We start from the raw sequence: 24,890 nt of genomic DNA, 5'->3' as shown, positions 1-24,890 counted from the left end.
CGCACCGCGTTAGCGATCTACTCCCTTAGCAGGGGAGCCCCTTGAGCCACTTGGGTACTTCTCTGTATGGCTCCGCAGGTAGGACTCGAACCTACGACCGATCGGTTAACAGCCGATAGCTCTACCACTGAGCTACTGCGGAATAATGAAGACAATTTGTATCTTATAAAAATTCTCTCTGTAAGTCAAGAAGTTTTTAACAACATCTTGTTCAAACGTGACATGTTTATAATATACTGGATTGCGTTTTTACTGTCAAGATGTTTTCGATATCGGTTTGAGTTTCCCTTTACACTTTCCACAGACATATCTTTTTATATTTATTTGACGCCTTCTTACATATTGAAGTGAACACTCCATACATTCATACTTATAAATCTTTTTTTCCTTCTCTTCATTAATCATTCGTTTACAAAAACGTGGTGCATCAACTTTCTTTAACAACTCACGAAAATCCCTGTCCCTGTGCTTATACCCTCTTCCTGCAATATGTAAGTGATAATGACAAAGCTCATGTTTAATAATCCCGACTAACTCTTCTTCACCATACAATTCGTAATATCGATAATTCAGTTCGATATTATGACTCTTCAATAAATAACGCCCACCAGTTGTACGTAATCTATTATTAAACACCGCTTTATGTAAGAACGGTATCTCAAAGTATTGTAGTGACACTTCTTCCACTAGTCGCTGAATTTCTTGCTCATCCACTCTCATTCCTCCTAAACAAAAAAATATTTTTACACTTTTCTCCCTTCTTATACATATATTAAATAGTACATATACCCATCCTCATGTAAGAAGCGTGGTTTCTAAAAACAAAACATGAATAGAAATCCACTCACCAACCTCTCATCAATAGCATTTTAGATTTTTGAGAGCAGGATTAAACAAGGAGGGATTCCTATGCCTACGTGGCTAAAAAAACAAATGCAACGTGCATATTTCGAAAAAAACCGGTATCAAATTAAGTTATTAAATGAATGCTGGTTTTATTATAGCAAAATACATCAAAGCTCATAATCCATTACACTTTTTATTTCATAAAAAAAGAGCAGTTTCATCTGCTCTCTTCTCTTACTATTCAATCGGCAACATAGATAGTGCAACGCGTCCTTTTTTTGTATCAATATCATCTACCCATACTTTTACAATTTGCCCTACTGATACAACATCTAACGGATGCTTTACAAACTGTTTGCTAAGTTTAGAAATATGTACTAAACCATCTTGCTTTACACCAACATCAACAAAAGCACCAAAATCAACAACGTTACGAACTGTTCCTTCTAGTTCCATACCACGTTTTAAATCTTCTAATTTCAAAATCCCTTTTTTCAAAAGTGGTTTAGGCAACTCATCCCTCATATCTCGTTCAGGACTAATAAGCGCATCTATAATATCAACTAACGTCGGCTCCCCAACTCCTGTTTCTTGAGATAACTTAGAAATCTCTACTTCTTCCAATCTCTTTTGTAATTGCGGTTGTCCTACGTCATCTATCGATAACCCTAGACTCTTCAATAACAATTCAACATTTTTATATTGCTCTGGATGAATACCTGTTCGATCTAATGGATTCGCTCCTTCTAGTATACGTAAGAAACCTATACATTGTTCATAAGTCTTTGCACCTAAACGTGGGATTTTCTTTAATTCCGTGCGCTTCGTGAATTTCCCATCTTCTTCTCTCTTTGCTACAATATTTTTCGCAACAGTTTTCGATAAACCTGAAACATATTGTAACAATGCAACCGAAGCCGTATTTACATTAACCCCAACTTGGTTAACAGCTGTTTCTACTACAAATGTTAATGACTCATTCAGTCTCTTTTGAGATACATCATGTTGGTATTGTCCAACCCCAACTGATTTAGGATCAATTTTCACAAGTTCAGCAAGTGGATCTTGCAGACGTCTCCCAATAGAAACGGCACTTCTCTCTTCAACTTGTAAATTTGGGAATTCCTCACGGGCTAAATCAGAAGCTGAATATACACTAGCACCCGCTTCATTTACAATAATATAAAAGACATCTCGGTTCACACTTTGTAATACATCTACTATAAACTCTTCTGTTTCTCTAGATGCTGTCCCATTACCAATTGCAATCATTTCAACTTGATATTTATCTATAATAGAAAGAACTTTCGTTTTTGCATCATCATATTTACGAACAGGTGGATGCGGATAAATAACATCGATATGTAGTACTTTCCCCGTATCATCTACTACAGACAATTTACAACCAGTTCTATATGCCGGATCTACCGCTAGCACGACTTTCCCTTTCATCGGAGGTTGTAATAATAAGTTACGTAAGTTCTCAGAGAAAATATGTATTGCTTGTTCTTCAGCTGTTTCTGTTAATTCTTTACGAATCTCTCTTTCGATTGAAGATTGAATTAATCGTTTATAACCATCTTCAATCGCTAATTGTACATAATGTGCACTTTTCGAATCGTTATCACGAATTACCTTCTTATTTAAGAAGGTTACTATCTCATCTACTGGCGGAACAACAGCAACTCTCAATATATCTTCTTTCTCGCCACGATTCATTGCTAATACACGATGTGGTACTACTTTTTGCAATGGTTCTTCATAACTGTAATACATTTCATATATATTCTTTTCATCTTTTTCTTCATCTTTCACGGAAGAAGACATAACACCTTTTCTAAAAGTAACATTTCGAATCCAACTACGATACGCAGCTTCATCTGAAACCATTTCTGCAATAATGTCTTGTGCACCTTGTAAAGCTTCTTCTGCAGATTGCACTTCTTTCTCTACATTAATAAATTCCACTGCCTTTTTAGCCGGATCTTCTTTCTTATATAACAATAACCATTCAGCTAATGGTTCTAATCCTTTTTCTTTAGCAACTGTCGCTTTCGTTCTTCTTTTCTCTTTATATGGACGATATAGATCTTCTACTTCTTGCAACTTTGTAGCTTTAACAATTTGCTGTCGTAGCTCTTCTGTCAGTTTCCCCTTCTCATCAATAAGACGAAGAACTTCTTCCTTCCTATCTTCAAGTTGCATCATATATTGCCATCTCTCTAAAATCGTACGAATTTGCACCTCATCTAAAGAGCCTGTCCATTCTTTTCGGTAACGAGCAATAAATGGAACTGTGTTACCTTCTTCTGTTAATTGAATAACATGACGAACTTGCTTTTCGGTAAAGCCTAATTCTTTCACTAACATTTTCATTAACGCTTGTCGATTATCTACCATTTCCATATACAACCGTAACCTCCTCTATAATAAAAAAAGTTGCCCTTCAAAGAGAGCAACTTAAACTGCCGATTTAAAAATCTATTAGTCCTAAACTAATTTGTAGCGCTTCATCTACACGAATCATCATCACTTCATCTAAGTGAGTGATTTTGTCCGTTAAGCGCTGCTTATCGATTGTTCGAATCTGCTCAAGTAAAATAACAGAATCTCTCTCAAAACCGTACTTTTTCGCATCAATTTCCACATGAGTGGGTAATTTCGCTTTTTGAATCTGTGCAGTAATAGCCGCTACAATCACCGTTGGACTAAAACGATTTCCGATGTCATTTTGAATGACAAGAACCGGACGAACGCCTCCTTGCTCAGAACCAACAACTGGGGAAAGGTCTGCAAAATACACGTCGCCGCGTTTTACAATCAAAATATTACCCCCCGCTAACTAAGCGTTCTACTGTATGAGCTGCTTCATACTCTGCTAAGAAAGCTTCAGATGCAATACCAAGATTAATTTTTCCCATTTCAATGTACCCACGTCGCATTGATTCATGTTGGTAGCGTTTCTTCGTCTTATGTTGACGCAATAACAATTGTGTTGCCTGGCAAATTAGTTCATGGCGATTCTTATTCTCTTGTTTTCCAATTCCGTCCAATTCCGTTACCATTTGCTTTGGCAACCGAACCACGATTTCAGTAGTTACACTTGATTCGGACACAAAAATACACCTCCACCGTCAACTACACACCCAAATATATATATGACACCTATTGTAATAATACCATTGTATGGAGCCTGTTGCAAAGACTTCCTTATTCCTTGCTTATGTTTTCCAATTCACAAACAAAACATTCATCTTCTTAAATTTTTTATCTCATAACTAACTAAAAACAATAGAACTCCTCTTCAAAACTTACGTGCAACTTATATAAAAAATGATTATAAGTAAAAAGCTTCTCATCAAAAAGAGCTTATTATCCAGCAATGAACAGTCACTCCAATGACAAGAAGCAATCATACTACCTTCTATATATTGTTCAAGTAATTAATTATCTCTACAACCTTACCATTCCGTATAAATATTCTTGGCACACGGAAACTGATCGTTGCAATAATTTCATAATTAATAGTCCCTGAGTATTCCGCAACCTCTGTAGCGCTAATATACTCATCTCCTTGCCTTCCAATAAGCGTAACTTTCGTACCAAGTGGCACTTCACAAGGAAGATGAATCATGAACTGATCCATTGTTACTCGCCCTACAATCGGTACCCTTTTACCATTTATAAGCACTTCAAATCCTTGTAACCTCCTAAGCCACCCATCTGCATAGCCAATCGCTACAGTCGCAATCCATTCTTCAGTTTTCGTTCGGTAGGTGACGTTATAACTAATTCCATCACCTTTAATTACCTGTTTAATATGAGCGACTTTCGTATGAAGTGATAGCGCCGGTTCTAATTCAAATGGTAAAAAAGGACGTATTTCTACAGAAGGAGATAATCCATACATTGCAATCCCAATTCGCACTGCATTAAATGTAATCCCTTGAAAACGTAACGTCGCAGCACTATTAGCTGTATGAACAAACTTAGGATCCACTCCGAATTCTTTCAACCAACTTAACTGCTCTAAGAACGTGTTATATTGCTTATCAAAATACGAAGTCTCAACTTCATCTGCCGTTGCAAAATGCGTGTATACTCCTTCTAACTCTAAAAACGGTGCACCCTCTAAACTCTTTAAAAATTCTTTTAGCTCTTTTCTTTCACGTATTCCAATTCTCCCCATACCACTATCAAAGTTAATATGGAATTTCATTACAGATGAACCATCCCAAAGTTTAATTGCTTCGTCCACCCATTCTTTTTGAAAAACCGTTAGCGCTACATCATTTTCAGCAGCTACATTTACATCACGCGGCGGCGAGGGACCTAACACTAAAATCGGCTCAGTAATACCAGCCCTCCGAAGCACTAAAGCTTCATCTAAAAAAGCAACAGCTAACCTTGTTGCACCTGCTTCTAATGCCGTTTTAGCCACCGGTACATAATCGTGCCCATATGCGTTTGCTTTAACTACAGCAAAAATCTCTACATTACTTGGGATGAACTCTTTAATATGTGTAACGTTGTTATAAATGGCATCTAAATCCACTTCCACCCAAGTGTCACGGTAAAATGGTGCTTCTTCCATAAATACACTTCCTTATACACGATATGCGAAGCTTATTCTTTTATATGCTTCTTTTATGAAATCCACCTTCAAACTAAGAAAAGACGTGGTGCACATATATCACCACGTCTAAGAAGTTTACTTCACCTGCTTCGCTGTAACTGAACGAGCAACCATTAACAGCTCCTTCGGCTCTAAACCTTTAGACACGAGCATATATTCTACTCCGTTATGCGACCACGTTACAGAGTCTTTCGTTAATGCACCAATCGTAAATCCAAGATCAACTGGTTCTCCACTTACACTTACCGCTGATGATGCCTCTGCAACTTTTGCCTTTTCTTGTATTAAAGTAAAGGATTTCTTATTTCCAGTGTATGTGAGTATCGCACGCTTGCCACTGTCTGTCTTCAACTCTTTTTCATCTTGCAGAGTCATACCTTGTGGTGTATCAAGTGGATACAAAATAGCAAACGGTTTGTCTTCTTTCGCTGTTGTTTGAACATCTACCTGCGCTCTAGACATATTTTGTTTCGTATCAAATGCACCTTTATCAAATTTCGCATCGAATTTCACTTTAGAGAAATCTACTTTCACAAGAACATTTTGATCATTATCCATTAACTTCACTGAAACTGGAGTCAAGTCGCTCTTATTCAATGTAATCTCTTGTCTCGGCAACATATTTTGATGTTGATAGTTTGTTTTTGTTTTAAAAATATAATACTTATCTGTTTTCTCAAAAGTAAGGTTTTTCTTGTCCTGCAAAATATCTCTTACAAGTGATTCATATAAATAAGCCTGGCTACTATTTTGCGGCCAATCACTTTGAAAACGGAAGCTCTTATTAAGTGCTGGCGTTAATACAAATACACCTTCTTCATTTCTCAAAATAATTTGGCTCTGATCTTTTTTTGCATTTTTTAAATTCACACGATAAAAAGACGGTTCCTTATGCCAAATCTCTACGTTATACTCTTGAGGCTCATTGCCTGTTTTAATAGATAATTTTGCCTCAGCTTGATAACTTTTCATCCCTTTTACTTTTGATTCTAAATCTCTCACGACATCATCTTGCTTCTTTTCCATACAACCCGCCAACACAAAAACGGTCAACAAACCGACAAGAACTAAAAACAGACGCCTTTTCATCAATTCAGCCCCTTTGCCCCTATAAATGAATGGAAGATGTACCTTCCTTATCGCTACCTCAAATATATGAGACAAAGATATAAAATATGCAGACTAGCGTGACAAGCTTTCTAAAACAACTTGAGCAACAGCAAATTCCTTACTATGACTAATTGATAAATGAACAATATACTCTGTACTTGTAATCAGAATTGGCTTACCTCTTTCATCATTTTTCACTTCAATATCTAAAAAACTCACTTCTTTTCCGATACCAGTACCTACAGCTTTTGAATACGCCTCTTTCGCTGCAAACCTTCCAGCTACAAACTCTGTAAGGCGACTTCCTTTCAGCTCCATAGCAACATTACGTTCATTTTCCGTTAAAATACGTTCCATAAATTTAAGCTTTCCATCTAGCATTTTTTCAATACGATTTAATTCAATAATATCGATACCAATCCCTATAATCATTTCAAAATCCCCTTCTTCTATTTAACTTTCTTCTTTCATATTGATAAGAATAACAGAGAATCTTTCTGATGCAAAAGGGGTGATAGTAACCGTATGCTAATAAGATCCACTCATATTTCTTTACAACCGACTATTCTTACCTTACTGCTTATTCATTTAGTCATGATGATATTAGGCGACTTTTTTCTCTTACCACTGGCAGCCTCTAATGAATATATCGCGAAAGGAGAATGGTGGCGTGTCATAACTTCTCTTCTCGTACACGTAGACTTACAACATTTTCTTTCTAATAGTATTTTTTTGTTTGCTCTTGGTTCTTCTATCGAAAAGCAACTCGGACACTTTTCTTTTTTTATTCTATTTTTTCTCTCTGGAATTTCTGGAAATATTTCTTCTTATATTATTATGCCGCTTGAATATATTCACGCAGGTGCATCAGGTGGTATTTTCGGACTATTAGGTGCACAGTTATTTTTATTGTACAATCGATACCGCTCTTCAAAACCAAAAGAAATTGCCATTTTCTCAATTATGATACTTCTATTACTGCTATTTACTTTCTTTAACCCTTCTGCCAATCCGATCAGTCATTTAACAGGTTTAATAACCGGTGGCATTTTAACCCCTTTTTTAACAAAAAAAAACGATGGTGCAAAGCTTATTTAATATAAAAGCTTGCACCATCGATAATTTCTACATCTACTTGTTCACTTAAATCTCTCATTAATTGAAATAAAGACTCATCCTTCATCTTCGCCTCAATCATACAATCAATTTGCGGAACACTTCCCTTTATCCTTCTTAAAAAAGATAAAAATGCGTCTACATTAATATAATCTGCATGAGCTCTTGGATCTTTTCCCTCTCTAGGGCTAGAGATATGCATTTTAATCGGCAACAAAGACGTTTCCCACGTATGAACAACACGTGCCCAATCTTCATACCAATCTTCTTGCTCATTATTCATCATATGGTGATGCAAGTCAAATACGACGGGAATATCTAATTTTTCTCCTAAATATAATGTTTCCTCTAACGTAAAGGTTGTATCATCATTTTCTAATATAATCATTTCTTGAATACCCCTTGGGACATTCGACCAATTCTCTATAAAGCGCTCTAATGCAAGTTCTTTATCTTTATATCCTCCTCCAACATGCAGTACACATCGTTGCTTATGTTCAATCCCCATGCCTTTTAATAATTTTTTGTGCATCTGCAATGTTTTTACAGATTGTTTAAAAACACTCTCTTCAGGTGAATTTAGTACAACAAAATGATCTGGATGGAAATCAATTCTCATATTCATATGAACTGCATATTCACCTAGTTTTTTTAAATTTTCTTTTAACGGACGAATATAGTTCCACTCTAGCAATTCCTCATGATTCGCTAAAGGAATGAGCTTTGAACTGAGCCGAAAGAAAGATATGTCATGCCCTTTATTATGCTTTAATAAACGTAAACAATTTTCTAAATTGGAATTAGCAATTCTTTCAAGCTTACGAATTGCAGCATCACGATCATCTAATTTCTGAAACTGTGCATACGTCATCGTTTGAGATGGAGATGCATTCTTCAAATGCACACTCATCGCAACGTAACCAAGCCTTACAAGCATATAACAGCCCCTTTTCTATCATAACTATTATGTAGTATGCACAATTATAGAAATAAAAAAAGAGAATGCCCGCAAAGGGCATTCTCTTTTTTTTATTAAGCTTGTGGACGGCTATGATGTTTTCTTTCGCCGCGTCCATTTGAAGAACCAGGGCGACCTTGGCCTTCACCTCTACGACCACGACTACCACCATCACGATTACGATCGCGGTTACCATCACGATTGCGATCACGGTTTCCGTCACGATTACGTCCATCACGGTTACGGTCACGATTACGTCCATCGCCACCGCCGCGTCCATCACGACTACGATTACGGTTACCATCACGGTATCCGCCTCCGTTACCGCCGCGTTTTTTAGAACCGCCGCCTCTTGAAACAACAGGTGGTTCTGATGTTAAAGCGATCGGAGTTGTATCCGGCTCTTTAGTCATCATTTTTAAAGCAGCAGCTACTACTGTTACAGAGTCATTTTCTTCTAACATTTCTTCTGCAATACGCTTGTAGTATGCTAAGTTTTCATTTTCAATTGTGCTTTGAAGCTTTTCAGCGATTAAACGTTGTTGACCTTCTAATGCCTCGTCAAGTGTCGGTGCATCCATACGGTCCATTTTACGTTTTGTTGTACGCTCGATATTTTTTAATTGTCCTGATTCACGTGGTGTTACAAATAGCATTGCAATACCTTTTTTACCTGCACGACCAGTACGACCGATACGGTGAACGTATGATTCTGGATCTTGTGGAATATCGAAGTTATATACGTGCGTTACGCCTGAAATATCAAGACCACGCGCAGCAACGTCTGTTGCAACAAGAACTTCAATAGAACCTTCTTTAAATTTACGTAATACAGACATACGTTTCGCCTGAGTTAAATCACCGTGAATACCTTCTGCAGCATAACCACGTAAGTTTAATGCTTCTGATAATTCATCAACACGACGCTTTGTACGACCAAATACGATTGCAAGCTCTGGAGATTGAATATCTAATAAGCGTGTTAACACGTCAAACTTTTTCTTTTCTTGCACTTCTAAATAGAACTGCTGAATGTTTGGCATTGTTACTTCTTTTGCTTTTACTTTAATGTGTTGAGGCTCAGTCATGAAACGCTCAGCAATACGGCGGATTGGATCCGGCATTGTCGCTGAGAATAGTAATGTTTGATGTGTTTCTGGCACATCTGTTAAAATTGCTTCAATGTCTTCAATGAAGCCCATGTTTAACATTTCATCCGCTTCGTCAAGAACAACTGTCTCTACGTTTTGCAGACGAAGTGTTTTACGGTTAATATGATCTAAAATACGACCCGGCGTACCAACAATAATGTGTGGGTGTTTTTTTAGAGCACGAATTTGGCGGTTAATATCTTGACCACCATAAATCGGTAAAATACGAACGCGTTTATGCTTACCAATTTTGTATAATTCTTCTCCAACTTGAATTGCTAATTCACGCGTTGGCGCGATAACAATACCTTGAACCGATTCTTTATGTGTATCCACTTTATCTAATAGTGGTAATCCGAATGCTGCTGTTTTCCCTGTACCTGTTTGCGCTTGCCCAATAATATCTTTACCTTGCAATGCATGTGGAATTGTTTCAGCTTGAATTGGTGTAGCCTCTTCAAAGCCCATACTTTCAACAGATTGCAGTAAAGAATCACTTAATCCTAATTCTCGAAATGTTGTCAATGTTACTTCTCCTTTTCTATCCTATACTTATCATTTAAAAAAAGGCGTTTTCCGAATTTGCGGAAAAGCCCTTTTCCTGAATGCTCACGTATATAAACGGGCGTATATTCTTCACGAAAATACTTCTAAACGTTATTACACTTTATCAATTATAAGTTTTGTATGTGTAAAAAGCAAACCCAACTGTTACCTTATTTTCATATTCAGAGTTTTTTTCTTCACTTTTATTTTTTTATATTTACTGTAAGCGCTTATTATAAGTTTCTTCTATTTTCGTAACTATCATCCCTATTTATATACACCAATTATTTCAACATCGTAATTACTTCTTCTAATTTCATACCGCGAGATGCTTTTATTAATACAACATCTTTCACATCGACTACTGCTTGTAAATCTTTTACTAACTCTTCTTTATTATCATACGCCTTTACACGTTCATTAGGGAAATTAATTTTTGCTCCTTCAGCAATTTGAGCCCCTAATCTACCGTATGTGAATACATGTGAGATTTTTGCTGGATCGATTAATTTTCCTACCTCATAATGGAACTGTACTTCTTGATCTCCAAGTTCTAACATATCACCGAGCACAACGATTTTTTTAGCAAAACCATCTAAACCATTCATTAAATGGAATGCTGCTTCCATAGCCGTCGGGCTTGCATTATAAGCATCGTTGATAATTGTTAAACCACTATTTGTTTTCACAATTTCCATACGCATGCCCGTCATTTGAAGTGTTACTAAACCTTCTTTCATCTCTTCCCACGTTACACCAAAATGTTTCGCAATTGCCATTGAAGCAAGTGTATTATACACATTATGTTTTCCTAACACCGGTAAGTAGAATGAAATATTTTCATCTCTATTCATTTTGAAATGTGTCCCAGTTGCTTGTAATGTTACAGTCGTGGGATAATAATCGTTTGCTCTTGCATCACCAAACGTAACCGTTTCTGCTGCTAAATTCATTCCAGGAACACGATTCGTTAATAAAGGCTCATCTCCGTTATATACGAACACGCCACCTTCTTGTAATCCTGTAACAATTTCTAATTTCGCTTCAGCAATTGCCTCACGAGATCCTAAATCCATTAAATGTGCCTCACCAATATTTGTAATGATAGCTGCATTAGGACGAGCTAACTTAGATAAGAATTCAATTTCGCCTCGGCTTGACATACCCATCTCTAATACTGCTACTTCTGTATTTTCTTCTAAGTTTAAAATGGTAAGAGGTAATCCGATATGGTTATTGAAGTTCCCTTCTGTTTTTTGCACTTTGAATTTAGTCGCAAGAAGACTTGTTACAATATCTTTCGTAGATGTTTTACCGTTACTACCCGTTACACCTACAACTTTAACATCCAATTGATCGCGATAGTTTTTCGCTAACATTTGCAATGCCGATAGCGTGTCTTCTACAAAAATAACCGGAAGATTCTCAGGTGGATTCGCTACATCTTTCATCCATAATGTAGCCACAGCTCCATTTTCAACAGCTTTATCTACAAAAGCATGTCCATCGAAGCGCTCCCCTTGAATCGGAACATACAAGTTTCCTTTTTCAATTTTTCTCGTATCAATAGACACGCCTTGAATAGTAATTCCCTCATATTGCTCTGCTAATTCAGTACCATTTACCATCTGTTCCACTTGCTTTAACATTCGCTTTATCATATATAAACGCTCCTTACATAGAGGAAGCACTATTCCTATGAATAGTGCTTCCTCCTTTTTTGTTAGATTGTATATTTAATTTTTTGTTTTTCTTCGTGACGTTCAATCGCTAAACGAATTAGCTCTTCGATTAATTCTGGATACGGTAACCCAGTATGTTGCCATAATAGAGGGAACATACTGAACGGTGTAAATCCTGGCATTGTGTTTACTTCGTTAATATACACTTCTCCATCTTTCGTTAAGAAGAAATCAGCTCGCGTTAAACCTGCACCGTCTAATGATTGGAATGCAATAATCGCATCACGCTTAATTACATTAGATTCTTCTTCTGTCATTTCAGCTGGAATAATTAGCGCCGTATCACCATCGATATATTTCGACTTATAATCATAGAAGTCCTTTTTCGGAACGATTTCACCTACAACTGAACATTTCGGCTCATCATTACCTAGTACCCCAACTTCTACTTCACGACCTACAATATTTTCTTCTACAATAATTTTGCGATCAAATTGGAATGCCTCTACAAATGCATCCTCAAGTTCTTCACGATTTTTACACTTATTAATACCAACACTTGAACCAAGGTTCGCTGGTTTTACGAAGCAAGGATATCCTAACTTATCTTCTACTTTAGAATAAGCTTCCTCACGATTTTTTTCCCATGCACTACGAATGAAGGATGCATATTTTGCTTGTTTTAAACCAGCCTCTGCAAAGATGTTTTTCATAACAACTTTATCCATACCAGCAGATGATGCTAGAACACCATTTCCTACATAAGGGATATTCATTAATTCTAATAGTCCTTGAACCGTTCCATCTTCACCGTTTGGTCCATGTAGTAATGGGAAAATAACGTCAATAGCGTTCTCCTCAGAAGCTGCAGATGGGATAATTTCTGTACTTAATGATAACGGAGAAATCGCATTTTCTGCACCGCTCATTTTTAAAGCTTCAACATCTGTTACTTCGCCTTCAATACGCTCACCACGTACCCATTGACCTTGTTCTGTAATATAAATTGGATGAATCTCGAATTTATCTTGATTTAACGCTTTAATAGCAGCAAGAGCCGTCTGTAGCGAAACTTGATGCTCAGCTGATTTTCCACCATATAATAAACCTAATTTAATTTTCGTCAATGAAATCACCCTAACCAATTGTTTTCATTTTTCTATTTTAGCACTTTTTATAAAAATAGGTAGTTCCTATTTGAAATAAAATGTAACTTCCATAAATAATTAAATAACATCACTTATTGGTTTTTCATTTCATTTTCTATATAGCTACACAAAATAAAATGGCAATCTAATCTAGTTATGTACCTAAAATATGTAGAAATCCCCTTTTTTGTGTATGTCATCTATTCACTAAGAAGATTGTTTGGTTAGTGTGTCTTTTTGCCTTTGCTCAACAAGGCGATCTAAAGAAACATATACAATACCTGCAACTACACATCCTACAGCTAAAATTGTAAATAGAAAGTGACCAAGTAATCGATCTAATAAAAAACCGCCCAAAAGTGGACCAAATGCGCTTCCTGTAATCCACTGCAAACTTGCAGCTCCCATATAAGTCCCTCTCAAATGCTCAGGGGCCAAATTTGCTACAAATGTCATCTGTACAGGCGACATAATCATTTCACCTAACGTATATAAAGCATAAACGAACAGTAGTGTTATTAAAATAATTGTAGCATTTGTATTAAATTCTCCAAACCACTTCGGTAACCACCCTATAAAAAATAATCCAATCCCGAATAAACATGCACCATATAACATCGTCTTCCCGACCGGTTTATCCGTAGCCCATTTTGAAATTTGAAACTGGAATAAAACAACTAATAGTCCGTTTAACGCCATTAAATATGGATATGGATTATTCGTTCCAAAAATATGCTTCATTTCATTATCAAAATGTAGTGGCAACATGCCTTCGGTTTGAGAAAACCCCATCGAAATGATAATGCCTGCTAATAAGTAAATCATTAATACCTTATCTCGCATTACAATTTTCCAAACTGTCCCAGCTTCCTTTTCTTTATGTTCTTCCTTATCTGTCCTTTTTGGCATCGTCTCTTGAATAAGAAGTAATACAAGTAACGCATAAAATAGCATTGTAGAAGAGGCAATAATAAACACAAGGTTCTTTGACAACACAACTACTGATGCTCCCATTATCGGACCAATCGCAGCACCTATATTGTGTCCCATTCGTAATAAACCATATGCCTCTGTTCTTTTTTCTGGTGCCGTTACATCCGCGACCATAGCTGATGCAGCTGGATGAAATAAAGAATTACTCAACCCTAAAAAAATAGATAAAATTGCATATGGAATAAATCCTTCTATAAATAGAAAACCGAGCATTAATAATGCATTACTTGCCATAGAAAATATCATAATAGGCTTTCTTCCATATATGTCAGCAATTCTCCCTCCTATAAGTGATCCAAAACTTGCAGTAATTGGAGAAAGCGCCATAATAACCCCAACTTCCAACAACGAATCTACCTTATCTTTTAAATATAATGCAAAAAAAGGCATTAACATCATCATTGCAATTCCATTTAACGTCTCTCCAATAAATCGAATCCATACGTTACGGTCCATCTCCCTTAACTCACGCCACGTATTTTTCATCATTTCACCCCTTTAGTTAGCCAACAATTATCTTATAATAAGTTCAAAAAAATGTAAATTTTCAAATAAAAAAAATCCATTCTAACAGAATTAGAATGGATTTTTTCGCTTATAAATTTGCAACATCTTCTTCTTTTTTACTATTATTTAAAGCACTATGTTTTCGGCTATATAAAAAGTAAACCGCTATACCAATAACCATCCATATCCCAAAACTAATCCATGCTGTCCCTGATAATTGAAGCATTAAGTATAAACAGAAGATCACTGTTAATGCTGGTAAAAATGGTACAAGCGGAGCCTTAAATGCCCTTGGTAAGTCTGGATGTGTTCTTCTCATTACGATTACCGCAACAGCTACGAGTGCAAATGCTGACAATGTCCCCATATTTACAAGATGTGCTAAAACATTTAAATCTATTAATCCTGAAATCAGTGCCGCAATAATTCCCGTTGTCCATGTATTTAAAAATGGCGTTTTAAATTTCGGATGAACTTTAGCAAGACGCTTCGGTAGTAAACCATCTCGACTCATCGCATAAGAAACACGAACTTGTCCATACATCATAACTAGCATTACTGTTGTAATTCCTGTAATTGCTCCTACTGAAATTACCCCCGCTAAACCATCTTGTCCAATAAATTGAAGTGCAAAAGCAACTGGATCTGATATATTTAGCTGTCCGTATGGAACAATTCCTGTCAAAATAAGCGAAACAACGATATAAAGAACTGTACAAATTAATAACGATGCAATAATACCAATTGGTAAATCACGTTGCGGACGTTTCACTTCTTCTGCCGCTGTTGAAACTGCATCAAATCCTATAAATGCGAAGAATACTGTAGCCGCTCCAGCCATTACACCATCTAAACCAAATGGCATAAAAGGCGTCCAGTTTTCAGGTTTCACATAATTAAAACCAGCAAAGATAAAAATAAGAACAACTGCTATTTTAATAAATACCATAATGTTATTTACTCGTGCACTTTCACGAACACCCCTAGATAAAAGAACTGTCATCACTAAAATAATTAGAACTGCAGGTAGATCAATTATTCCACCCTTACCTGTACCAGGAGCCGAGGAGAGAATAGTCGGAATATGAATTCCAAACCCCTTTAATAAAGATTGAAAATATGCAGACCAACCGTTCGCTACAGCAGATGTAGCAAGTAAATATTCCAGCATTAAGTCCCAGCCAATTAAAAATGCGAATACTTCTCCCATCGTCGCGTATGTATACGTATACACACTGCCCGAGACAGGAACTGAAGAAGCAAATTCAGCATAACAAAATGCAGCAAAGGCACAAGCTAGAGCGGCAATCGCAAATGATAATATAATAGCTGGCCCAGAATGTTTCGCTGCCACAACACCCGTTAGAACAAAAATACCAGTTCCAACAATTGCTCCGATTCCAAGCATAGTTAAATCTAGCGCGCCCAATGTTCTTGCTAACGTTTTTTGCTTACTTTCTTGCATTAACTTTGCAATTGGCTTCTTTTGAAAAATTTGCTTCATCTTTCACTCCTCCAATTTTTAAATTTTCTGAAAATTTTTAATTCGCTTTTTTATTTTACTCATTACGCTTTTCCTAGTCAATACTTTTGTCGAAACAAGTAGAAATTCTTCTGAATATGCACAATCCTTATTATTCTTTCTATATATCTTCCCATTATTTTTTTGGTATTATTATACATGTCGATTCCGTGAAAAAGGCATGCCCCCTTATTGAGAGCATGCCTTTTTTACTTATTTCACAGTATATGAACCTTGTTCAATCCAGCTATACATATACTTTTCATCTTCTGTTTCATGTGCTTGTTTTACAATACGAAGCGGACGGAATGTGTCTATCATAACAGCTAATTCAAGCGTCTCTTTCTTCCCTATACTTGCCTCTGTTTTCCCCGGATGCGGTCCATGGGGAATCCCGCTCGGATGAAGTGTAATAGAACCTTCTTCCACACCTTTGCGACTCATAAAGTTTCCTTCTACATAGTAAAGAACTTCATCACTATTAACATTACTATGATAATATGGTGCCGGAATTGACTCTGGATGATAATCGTATAAACGTGGTACGAAAGAGCAAATAACAAAATTATGTCCTTCAAATGTTTGATGTACTGGCGGTGGCTGATGAATGCGCCCTGTAATTGGTTCAAAATCCTCTACATTAAATACCCACGGATATAAATAGCCATCCCATCCCACAACATCTAACGGGTGGTGTCCTAAAACATGTTTATGCATATAGCCTCTTGATTTTGTCATTACGACAAACTCGCCTTTTTCATCATATGTCTCTAATTTTTCTGGACCACGAAGATCTCTTTCACAAAACGGACTATGCTCTAACAATTGTCCGTATTCATTTCGATAACGACGCGGCGTTGTAATTTGGCTATTCGCCTCTACAACAAGAAACTTAGTCTCTCCTTCATCTGGAATAACACGATAAATCGTTCCAATTGGAATCGTTACATAGTCGCCTTTTCTATAGTGAATCGTTCCAAACATCGTTTCAATTTTCCCTGTTCCATAATGAACAAATAACATTTCGTCGCCATCACCATTACGATAGAAATAATCCATTTTTTCTGTTGGACTCACTACTCCAATTAATAAATCTTCATTTCCAAGTATGAAATTCCGTCCACTTATTGCATCACCACTTTTTTTACTTTCTTTCGTTCGAAAGTGGCGATGAGAAAGAGCAACATCCTCTTCATACTGCAACTGACAAGAATGCGATAATGCAGAATGACCTACTTCTGTGGGCATATAATGATGATACAAAATAGACTGCGTACCAGAAAAACCTTTTGTTCCCATTACCTGTTCACGATAAAGCGATCCATCTTTTTTACGAAATTGTACATGTCGTTTATGAGGTAGTTCTCCCATGTGACGATAAAACATGCCCATCACCCGCTTCCTTTTCTTTTTTGATCGTATTACGTAGTGTACCTAAACCAGTAATCGACAGTTCTACAACATCTCCATCTTGTAGCCACTCTTCTGTACCCAGTTCTAAAATACATCCTGTTCCTACTGTCCCAGAACCAATCACATCTCCTGGATATAACGTAACGTCCTCTGAAGCACGTTCAATCATTTCAGCAAATGTATAGTAAATATCTTGGAAGTTTCCTTTTGATAATAGTTTTCCATTTACATGAGCAGTCATTTCTAAATTATATCTATCACCATTACGATAAACGTCTAATTCCTCTTTCGTAACAAGATGTGCTCCTAAAGAAGTTGCAAAGTCTTTTCCTTTCGCTGGACCGAGACCTACTTTCATTTCTGTTGCTTGTAAGTCTCTCGCACTCCAGTCGTTCATAATACAATAACCAAAAATATATTCCTCTGCTTGCTCACGAGAAATATTTCGCCCTTCTCTTCCTATTACGCAAGCAATCTCCAACTCATAATCAAGCTTTTTAGACTTTTTCGGACCAATTACAAAATCACTGGAACCAATTACAGCACGATGATTAGTAAAATAAAAAACCGGAATATCATACCATTCAGGCACAACATCTAATCCTCTTCGTCCGCGAGCTGTTTTTACATGTTGTTCAAATGCGTAAAAATCTCGAATACTACTCGGATTAGGAAGAGCAGCTGTCAATTGTACTTCTTCTAAAGCATATATACCCTTATTTGGATTCTTAATATTCCGCACTACCTCTACATACTCATCCGCTTTCTCTAAAAAAGCAATCATAGAAGAAGGGATTTTCCCTTCACTAGCAAGATTCATATCTATTACTTTGTCACCTTCAAGCCATCCAGCCCGTAGTTCTTTTGAAGGAAGACGAAATGTAACAAATTTCATCCTGATTCCTCCTTATAAAAATGAAATTTCCACCAGCAAAGGGACTTTTGCTGGTGGATACAAATCTTATAAGTTTCCGCGACGCTCTTGTTCTCTTTCAATTGATTCGAATAACGCTTTAAAGTTTCCTTCACCAAATCCACGAGAACCTTTACGTTGAATGATTTCAATAAATAAAGTCGGGCGATCTACAATTGGTTTCGTAAAGATTTGTAGTAAGTAACCTTCATCATCACGATCTACTAAAATCTTTAATTCTTTTAACTTATCAATTTCTTCATCGATTTTTCCAACTCGTGCAGTTAACTCATCATAATAAGTATCAGGTGTATCTAAAAACTCCACCCCATTTGCACGAAGCGCTTCAACTGTTTTAACAATATCACTTGTTAATAAAGCAAGATGTTGTACACCAGCTCCATTATAGAATTCTAGATACTCTTGAATTTGTGACTTTCTCTTTCCATCTGCTGGTTCGTTAATAGGAAACTTAATACGACTTCCATTCGTCATAACTTTCGACATTAACGCCGAATACTCTGTACTAATATCGTCATCATCAAAATGAATCATTTGTTTAAAGCCCATAACATTCTCGTAATAACTAACCCACTCTTCCATTTTTTCAACATTACCAACTACATGATCAACAGCAATTAAACCAGACTCTTCAAATGGAATATTAAATTCTACCTTTTGGAATCCTGGCATAAATGCCCCTTTATAATTTTTACGCTCTACAAGCGTATGAATTGTATCACCATACGTACCAATAACTGCTTTTTTCAATGTACCGTCCTCATCTGTTAATTCCTGCGGTGGAGCAATTGCGACGGCACCACGTTTCACTGCTTCTGAGTATGCTTTATCAACATCATCAACAAGTAGTGCCACATCCTTCACGCCATCACCATGAGTCTTTACAAACTCTGCAATACGATTTTCACTACTTAAAGCTCCAGACACAACGAAACGCATATTTTTTTGCACAAGAACATAAGATACCTTTTCACGGTTTCCAGTTTCTAATCCAGAGTAAGCCACAATTTTGAATCCGAACGCTCTCGCAAGATAATAACTCGATTGCTTTGCATTCCCTACGTAAAATTCCAAATGATCTACATCACGTACTGGAAAAAAGTCCTCCATTTGTGCAGCTAGCGTATCCATAGATTTTTGTTTCATAATATCTTCATCCCCCTGTAAATAGATTAAATGGTCCATACTTAAAACCAACCGAAAACGCTTCCAACGTTAATTAATAGAAATTAGTTAGCAAGCTAACAAATTCTGACCTTTAAAATTTTCTATCTTTTCTGTCAAATTCCTCTTTTTTTCTTACATATAAAATTCGACTTTTTTCTCTTTGAAATAAAGCGGGATTTTATTCAGTGGATTTTTGATTATTCGTTGAATCAAGTTTCAACCGCAACGTTTAATTAGCCATGCATGCTGGATAATGAGGTAACTTTAATACTTGAGGGGATATAAGAAGAATATAAAAAAGACTCCAACATATTAACTACCTACTAATACGTTAGAGTCTTTATTTTTTTTGAATGATTGTATTTATATATCTCATACTAATACATTTGCAAGGAATAGAATAAATGATGTTAATATTACCGCTCCACCTAAGGATCCTAATAAATCTGTTTTTGTTACTTGAAACACTTGTTCACTGTTCATATCCCTCATTCTCCTTCCTTTTTTGTTTGATTTAAAACTTCTATTATACTAATACACTTGATAAAAATACGATTAATGCTGTTAATACTACCGCTCCACTTGCTGATCCTACGAAGTCACCTTTTGTTACTTGTAATACTTGCTCTTTCATATCTTTCATTCTCCCTTCCTTTTCTTTTGTTACAAAGCTTCTATTATACTAATACGCTTGATAGAAATACGATTAACGCTGTTAATACTACTGCTCCACTTGCTGATCCTACGAAGTCACCTTTTGTTACTTGTAATACTTGCTCTTTCATACCTTTCATTCTCCCTTCCTTTTCTTTTGTTACAAAGCTTCTATTATACTAATACGCTTGATAGAAATACGATTAATGCTGTTAATACTACCGCTCCACTTGCTGATCCTACGAAATCACCTTTTGTTACTTGTAATACTTGCTCTTTCATATCATTTATCCTCCCTTTTTATAAGTTATCTATATGTAATTTCTAAGAAATGTTTATTTCATAGTTTTTATGTTAACGTTACATTAAATTTGATAACGTAACGTTTGTAACATTAATGTAACATAACTATTATTACGTTGCAATATAATTACGTAAAATTTATTACACTTTTTTTACGTTTTTTTATAATAACCCTCAAAAACCTTTATTTAATGCGTTTTTCACTCAGTTCACATTTGTAACATTCGTGTAACATTACAGTCATAAAGTGAAATGTCGTCATATTCCTCTCTATTTTTGTTACAAATCGTTTATTTAGTGACACTAAACCTATCTAATCTTTACTTACTTTTAATATGAGATAAAATACCGTCTTTCCAAGATAAGTTTATATGTTTCCTCTATATAACTATGTATAATAAAAACAAAGAGGTGGTCATTTTGAAATTAATCGCATTAGATATGGATGGTACACTACTATCATCTAATCTTGAAATCTCCAAAGAAAACCTACAAGCAATCCAAACTGCACAAGAAGCTGGTCATATTGTAATGATCTGTTCTGGTCGTGCGAAAGAGGATGCTTTAAAGCTATTGGAAGAATATAAATTATCTCTTCCAGTCGGAGCAAGCAATGGGGCTATTGTTTATGTGGATGGAAAAGTAATTAACTCGCGTTGTATACAAAACGACAAAGTTTACAAACTTGCAAAATTACTAGAATCTGAAGGTTTCCCATATAAGCTATATACGAATAAAGGAGTTTATTCTCCATATACATGGCAAGATCAAGTGATGCAAGCATTCGAAGAAAATAAGCATGCGCTTGATGTTACATTAGAGGAACTTGAACGAATTACAGAAAAGCAAAAGAAATCGAACCTAATTACTGATTTCAAAAAAATAGAAGATGTTGTAAATAACCAAGAACTAGAAATATCTAAATTCTTCATTTTAACGTTTAATGCAGCGCATCGCGCACAACTATTAAGTATATTACAAGAAGATGCTGATATTATGGTTACAGCATCGGCTCCTACTAACTTAGAAATTATGGATAAGAATGGACATAAAGGAAACGGGATACAGCAGATGGCAGCTCATTTTAATATCCCTATTGAAGATACAGTTGCTATTGGTGATAATTTTAATGATGTACCGATGTTAGAAGTAGCAGGCTTATCTGTTGCAATGGGCAACGCTGAAGAAGATGTAAAAAAGCTATGTGATGTTGTAACACTAACAAACAATGAACATGGTGTTGCTCACGCAATCGAGCAATTTGTATTGAAACAAACTTCATCTATTAAATAAAAAAAGGACTCTTTCAATTTGAAAGAGTCCTTTTTTATACGTGATGACAAGCAACAAAATGCTCTGCACCAACATTACGGAATTCTGGTACTATTTTTTTACAAACATCCGTCGCAAATGGGCAACGTGTATGAAAACGACAGCCCGAAGGTGGATTTGCTGGACTTGGAATATCCCCTTCTAGTATAATTCGCTCTCGCTTCACTGTTGGATCTGGTATTGGAACAGCTGATAACAATGCTTTCGTATAAGGATGTAGCGGATTGGTAAATAACTCATCACGCGGTGCTGTCTCCACAATCGTACCTAAATACATAATTCCGATTTTCGTACATAAATGTTCTACTACACTTAAATCATGCGAAATGAATAAATAAGATAATCCCTTTTTCTCTTGTAACTCACTAAATAAATTAATAATTTGTGCTTGGATAGATACATCTAGTGCCGCCACAGGTTCATCAGCTACAATAAATTCCGGATTTAATACCATAGCTCTTGCGATTACGATACGCTGACGTTGTCCACCAGAAAACTCATGGGGATACCGGTCAATATGATAAGGAGCTAACCCACATAACTCCAATACTTCAATTACCTTTTCACGAACATTTTCTTTCGTCGCTAATCCGTGGGCCAACATTGGCTCTCCAAGCGCTTCTCCAATTCTCATTCTCGGATTTAATGAGCTAAATGGATCTTGGAAAACGAGCTGCATATTAGGGCGATGTTTTCTTAATTCATCCTTGGATAAAGAATGAACATCTTTCCCTTTAAACTTCACTTCTCCCTCCGTTTTTTGAACGAGGCGTAAAATTGTTTTTCCTATTGTTGTTTTTCCGCTCCCTGATTCGCCAACGAGACCAAACACTTCACCTTTATTAATAGTAAAACTTACTCCATCAACCGCTTTTACATGCCCAATTGTTCTACTAAATACGCCACCCTTAATTGGAAAATATGTCTTTAGATTTTTCACCTCTAATAATGGTTCACTCATTGTTCCGCACGCTCCTCATATAGCCAGCAAGCTACTTTATGATTTTCATCATTTACATTTAGATTTGGGGCTTCTTTTTCACATATTTCCATACAATGCTCACAACGCCCACTAAAGTAGCAAAACTCACCTAAACCAACTAAATTCGGAACTTGCCCTGGAATAGAATATAGTTTATCTATTCGTTTTCCCATTACTGGTTTTGATTTCAATAATCCTTTCGTATAAGGATGTTTTGGATTTTGGAATATCTCTAGTACTGGGGCTTCTTCGATAACTTTCCCGCCATACATAACGACAACATAATCAGCCATTTCCGCTACGACACCTAAGTCATGTGTAATTAATAAAATCGACGTTTTAAATTCTTCTTTCACTTGTCTTAGTAGATCCAATATTTGAGCCTGAATGGTAACATCAAGAGCTGTTGTTGGTTCATCCGCAATTAATAACTTAGGATTACAACTAAGTGCAACAGCAATCATAATACGTTGTAACATCCCGCCGCTCAGTTCATGCGGATAAGAATGGACGATTTCATCAGCGCGGGCTATGCCAACTTTACGAATTAACTCAATTGCCTTCTTATATGCTTCATTTTTACTAAGTAATTCATGCTCCCTTAACGTTTCTACAATTTGCTCTCCTACAGTGAAGACGGGGTTTAGCGATGTCATCGGTTCTTGGAAAATCATCGCAATATCATTCCCTCGTAAACTACGAAGCTCTTTCTCTTTCATTCCTAAAAGACTTTTTCCTTCATATAAAATATCTCCACCTACTACACTGCCTGATTCAGCAATAAGTCCCATAATAGATAACGCCGTTACACTTTTTCCGCAACCAGATTCACCTACAACACAAACAGTTTCACCTTCTCGAACAGAAAAACTAACATGATTCACAGCTTTTACTGTCCCTTCTTCTGTCTGAAAGTGTGTTTGTAAATCTTTCAGCTCTACTACCGCTTTACTCATATCTCCTCACCTACCGTCTCATCTTTGGATCTAATGCATCACGAAGTGCATCACCAAGTAAATTAATTGATACAACTGTTATAAAGATTGCAAAACCAGGCGGAATCCATAACCATGGACGCTTTTGGAAATCGATTAATGAGTTAGCTGCGCTAATCATGTTCCCCCATGATGGTGTAGGTGGAACGACTCCAAGACCTAAGTAACTTAGTGCGGATTCTCCCAAAATAGAACCTGCAACACCTAATGTAGATACGACAATTAAAATAGGTAAAACATTAGGTATTAAGTGATATATAATTTTCCGGTAATCTTTTATTCCTAACACATCCGCAGCTTGCATAAATGCTTGCTCCCTAAGTGATAAAATTTGCCCTCTTACAAGGCGTGCAAGCCCTGGCCAACCTACTAAACTTAAAATAATCATAATGACATACAAACGATAATCAGACGGTACTTTCCACTCTGATAAAATCGCACCCATTATAATAAGTAACGGTAATCCTGGCATCGACATTAAAATATCTGCAAGTCGCATAATAATATTGTCCACAATACCACGATAAAAACCTGCAATCGCTCCTAATAAAGCTCCAAGTATAACCGATAAAACCATTGAAGCTAAACCAATGGTTAATGAAATACGTCCCGCTTGCATAAGCCTTGTTAAAATATCTCTTCCTAATTGATCTGTACCAAGCCAATGAGAAAAACTAGGTGGTTTGTTAATGAGCGCAACTTGTATTTTTCCTGATGCATATGGAGAAAAGAACGGACCGATAAAACAAAATAAAAACATAAAAATTAATGCATAAAACCCTACAAGTGCCATCTTATTTTTCTTTATCTTTTTAAAAGCTTGTCGCCATGGTGATGATTCATTTCTTCTCTTTTTTTCTTTTTTTTCTGTAATTACTGTAACAGTCTCCATTTC

Annotated in this window: 26 protein-coding genes and 2 tRNA genes (1 of these 28 cut by a window edge); 3 read left to right on the top strand and 25 right to left on the bottom strand. The window is 36.3% G+C overall.

Features of this window, described 5'->3' with window-relative positions; genetic code table 11:
• From GD442_RS01365 to GD442_RS01355, 3 genes are all read right to left on the bottom strand, one after another.
• Nucleotides 1-64: transfer RNA gene (locus GD442_RS01365), tRNA-Ser, on the bottom strand (it extends 27 nt beyond the left edge of the window).
• Nucleotides 65-67: 3 nt separating this feature from the next.
• Nucleotides 68-142, bottom strand: a tRNA-Asn gene (locus GD442_RS01360).
• A 113-nt stretch (nt 143-255) separates the two neighbouring features.
• Nucleotides 256-714, bottom strand: a complete 459-nt coding sequence (locus GD442_RS01355; RefSeq protein WP_071740807.1) for a SprT family protein — start codon at nt 712-714, stop codon at nt 256-258.
• 195 nt (nt 715-909) lie between these two features.
• Between GD442_RS01355 and cmpA the strand changes: the two genes are divergently transcribed.
• On the top strand, nt 910-1,026 hold the full coding sequence (gene cmpA, locus GD442_RS01350) for a cortex morphogenetic protein CmpA (RefSeq protein WP_001143642.1): 117 nt from the start codon (nt 910-912) through the stop codon (nt 1,024-1,026).
• Between the two features lie 57 nt (nt 1,027-1,083).
• Here the strand turns inward: cmpA and GD442_RS01345 are convergent, their stop codons facing one another.
• The 6 genes from GD442_RS01345 to acpS form a co-directional block, all read right to left on the bottom strand.
• A complete protein-coding gene (locus tag GD442_RS01345; protein ID WP_000426242.1) occupies nt 1,084-3,252 on the bottom strand; it encodes a Tex family protein in 2,169 nt (722 codons plus the stop codon).
• 67 nt (nt 3,253-3,319) lie between these two features.
• On the bottom strand, nt 3,320-3,670 hold the full coding sequence (gene ndoA, locus GD442_RS01340; protein WP_000635963.1) for a type II toxin-antitoxin system endoribonuclease NdoA: 351 nt from the start codon (nt 3,668-3,670) through the stop codon (nt 3,320-3,322).
• Between the two features lie 4 nt (nt 3,671-3,674).
• Complete coding sequence (locus GD442_RS01335; protein WP_000004570.1) at nt 3,675-3,962, bottom strand: antitoxin EndoAI; 288 nt, start codon at nt 3,960-3,962, stop codon at nt 3,675-3,677.
• A 308-nt stretch (nt 3,963-4,270) separates the two neighbouring features.
• Nucleotides 4,271-5,440, bottom strand: coding sequence for an alanine racemase (alr, locus tag GD442_RS01330; RefSeq protein ID WP_000390615.1), 1,170 nt, complete (start codon nt 5,438-5,440; stop codon nt 4,271-4,273).
• 117 nt (nt 5,441-5,557) lie between these two features.
• A complete protein-coding gene (locus tag GD442_RS01325) occupies nt 5,558-6,508 on the bottom strand; it encodes a LolA family protein (RefSeq protein WP_002004297.1) in 951 nt (316 codons plus the stop codon).
• A 156-nt stretch (nt 6,509-6,664) separates the two neighbouring features.
• Nucleotides 6,665-7,024, bottom strand: coding sequence for a holo-ACP synthase (acpS, locus tag GD442_RS01320; RefSeq protein WP_000583416.1), 360 nt, complete (start codon nt 7,022-7,024; stop codon nt 6,665-6,667).
• A gap of 93 nt (nt 7,025-7,117) precedes the next feature.
• On the opposite strand from acpS, the gene GD442_RS01315 reads away from it, so the two are divergent.
• Nucleotides 7,118-7,690 carry a rhomboid family intramembrane serine protease gene (locus GD442_RS01315; protein ID WP_000908523.1) on the top strand — a complete coding sequence of 191 codons (573 nt, stop codon included), beginning with the start codon at nt 7,118-7,120 and terminating at the stop codon, nt 7,688-7,690.
• Here the strand turns inward: GD442_RS01315 and uvsE are convergent.
• The 13 genes from uvsE to GD442_RS01250 all read right to left on the bottom strand — a co-directional run bounded on the left by uvsE (nt 7,683) and on the right by GD442_RS01250 (nt 20,665).
• Nucleotides 7,683-8,645, bottom strand: a complete 963-nt coding sequence (uvsE, locus tag GD442_RS01310) for a UV DNA damage repair endonuclease UvsE (RefSeq protein WP_000961166.1) — start codon at nt 8,643-8,645, stop codon at nt 7,683-7,685. The two genes, GD442_RS01315 and uvsE, sit on opposite strands and share 8 nt — an antisense overlap.
• A 95-nt stretch (nt 8,646-8,740) precedes the next feature.
• Nucleotides 8,741-10,342: a degradosome RNA helicase CshA gene (gene cshA, locus GD442_RS01305; protein WP_000206592.1), complete on the bottom strand. Its 1,602-nt coding sequence runs from the start codon at nt 10,340-10,342 to the stop codon at nt 8,741-8,743.
• 305 nt (nt 10,343-10,647) lie between these two features.
• A complete protein-coding gene (gene murF / locus GD442_RS01300) occupies nt 10,648-12,024 on the bottom strand; it encodes a UDP-N-acetylmuramoyl-tripeptide--D-alanyl-D-alanine ligase (RefSeq protein ID WP_000595957.1) in 1,377 nt (458 codons plus the stop codon).
• 62 nt (nt 12,025-12,086) lie between these two features.
• Nucleotides 12,087-13,172: a D-alanine--D-alanine ligase gene (locus GD442_RS01295; RefSeq protein ID WP_000161427.1), complete on the bottom strand. Its 1,086-nt coding sequence runs from the start codon at nt 13,170-13,172 to the stop codon at nt 12,087-12,089.
• A gap of 228 nt (nt 13,173-13,400) precedes the next feature.
• A complete protein-coding gene (locus tag GD442_RS01290; RefSeq protein ID WP_130055608.1) occupies nt 13,401-14,672 on the bottom strand; it encodes an MDR family MFS transporter in 1,272 nt (423 codons plus the stop codon).
• A gap of 109 nt (nt 14,673-14,781) precedes the next feature.
• Nucleotides 14,782-16,197, bottom strand: a complete 1,416-nt coding sequence (gene bcaP, locus GD442_RS01285; protein WP_000809361.1) for a branched-chain amino acid transporter BcaP — start codon at nt 16,195-16,197, stop codon at nt 14,782-14,784.
• A gap of 231 nt (nt 16,198-16,428) precedes the next feature.
• Nucleotides 16,429-17,601, bottom strand: coding sequence for a homogentisate 1,2-dioxygenase (locus GD442_RS01280; protein WP_013141710.1), 1,173 nt, complete (start codon nt 17,599-17,601; stop codon nt 16,429-16,431).
• A complete protein-coding gene (locus tag GD442_RS01275; protein ID WP_000674004.1) occupies nt 17,567-18,523 on the bottom strand; it encodes a fumarylacetoacetate hydrolase family protein in 957 nt (318 codons plus the stop codon). Before GD442_RS01275 ends, GD442_RS01280 begins: the two co-directional genes overlap by 35 nt.
• Before the next feature lie 66 nt (nt 18,524-18,589).
• The gene (gene hppD, locus GD442_RS01270) at nt 18,590-19,708 is read right to left on the bottom strand and encodes a 4-hydroxyphenylpyruvate dioxygenase (RefSeq protein WP_000810922.1); all 1,119 of its coding nucleotides are present in this window, start codon (nt 19,706-19,708) and stop codon (nt 18,590-18,592) included.
• A 393-nt stretch (nt 19,709-20,101) separates the two neighbouring features.
• The gene (locus GD442_RS01265; RefSeq protein ID WP_001083690.1) at nt 20,102-20,212 is read right to left on the bottom strand and encodes a DUF3948 family protein; all 111 of its coding nucleotides are present in this window, start codon (nt 20,210-20,212) and stop codon (nt 20,102-20,104) included.
• Between the two features lie 43 nt (nt 20,213-20,255).
• The gene (locus GD442_RS01260; RefSeq protein WP_000654250.1) at nt 20,256-20,372 is read right to left on the bottom strand and encodes a DUF3948 family protein; all 117 of its coding nucleotides are present in this window, start codon (nt 20,370-20,372) and stop codon (nt 20,256-20,258) included.
• Nucleotides 20,373-20,406: 34 nt separating this feature from the next.
• Nucleotides 20,407-20,514 (bottom strand): DUF3948 family protein, encoded by a 108-nt coding sequence (locus GD442_RS01255; protein ID WP_000664237.1) that lies wholly within the window; start codon nt 20,512-20,514, stop codon nt 20,407-20,409.
• A 43-nt stretch (nt 20,515-20,557) separates the two neighbouring features.
• Nucleotides 20,558-20,665, bottom strand: a complete 108-nt coding sequence (locus GD442_RS01250) for a DUF3948 family protein (protein WP_000664237.1) — start codon at nt 20,663-20,665, stop codon at nt 20,558-20,560.
• A gap of 441 nt (nt 20,666-21,106) precedes the next feature.
• Between GD442_RS01250 and GD442_RS01245 the strand changes: the two genes are divergently transcribed.
• Nucleotides 21,107-21,979: a Cof-type HAD-IIB family hydrolase gene (locus tag GD442_RS01245; RefSeq protein WP_000766420.1), complete on the top strand. Its 873-nt coding sequence runs from the start codon at nt 21,107-21,109 to the stop codon at nt 21,977-21,979.
• A gap of 34 nt (nt 21,980-22,013) precedes the next feature.
• On the opposite strand, the gene GD442_RS01240 is transcribed toward GD442_RS01245, so the two are convergent.
• The 3 genes from GD442_RS01240 to opp4C are packed head-to-tail and all read right to left on the bottom strand — an operon-like array spanning nt 22,014 to nt 24,887.
• Nucleotides 22,014-22,979, bottom strand: coding sequence for an ABC transporter ATP-binding protein (locus tag GD442_RS01240; RefSeq protein WP_001294518.1), 966 nt, complete (start codon nt 22,977-22,979; stop codon nt 22,014-22,016).
• Nucleotides 22,976-23,956, bottom strand: coding sequence for an ABC transporter ATP-binding protein (locus tag GD442_RS01235; RefSeq protein ID WP_000030789.1), 981 nt, complete (start codon nt 23,954-23,956; stop codon nt 22,976-22,978). The genes GD442_RS01240 and GD442_RS01235 overlap by 4 nt, the downstream gene beginning before the upstream one ends.
• Before the next feature lie 10 nt (nt 23,957-23,966).
• A complete protein-coding gene (gene opp4C, locus GD442_RS01230; protein WP_000451077.1) occupies nt 23,967-24,887 on the bottom strand; it encodes an oligopeptide ABC transporter permease in 921 nt (306 codons plus the stop codon).
• Between the last annotated feature and the right edge of the window lie 3 nt (nt 24,888-24,890).

Origin of the sequence: Bacillus sp. A260, from assembly GCF_009861435.1 — a bacterium.
In the GTDB taxonomy this organism is placed as follows: domain Bacteria; phylum Bacillota; class Bacilli; order Bacillales; family Bacillaceae_G; genus Bacillus_A; species Bacillus_A cereus.
Note: the sequence above shows the minus strand (reverse complement) of the source record. Positions and strands in the feature narration are given on the sequence as shown.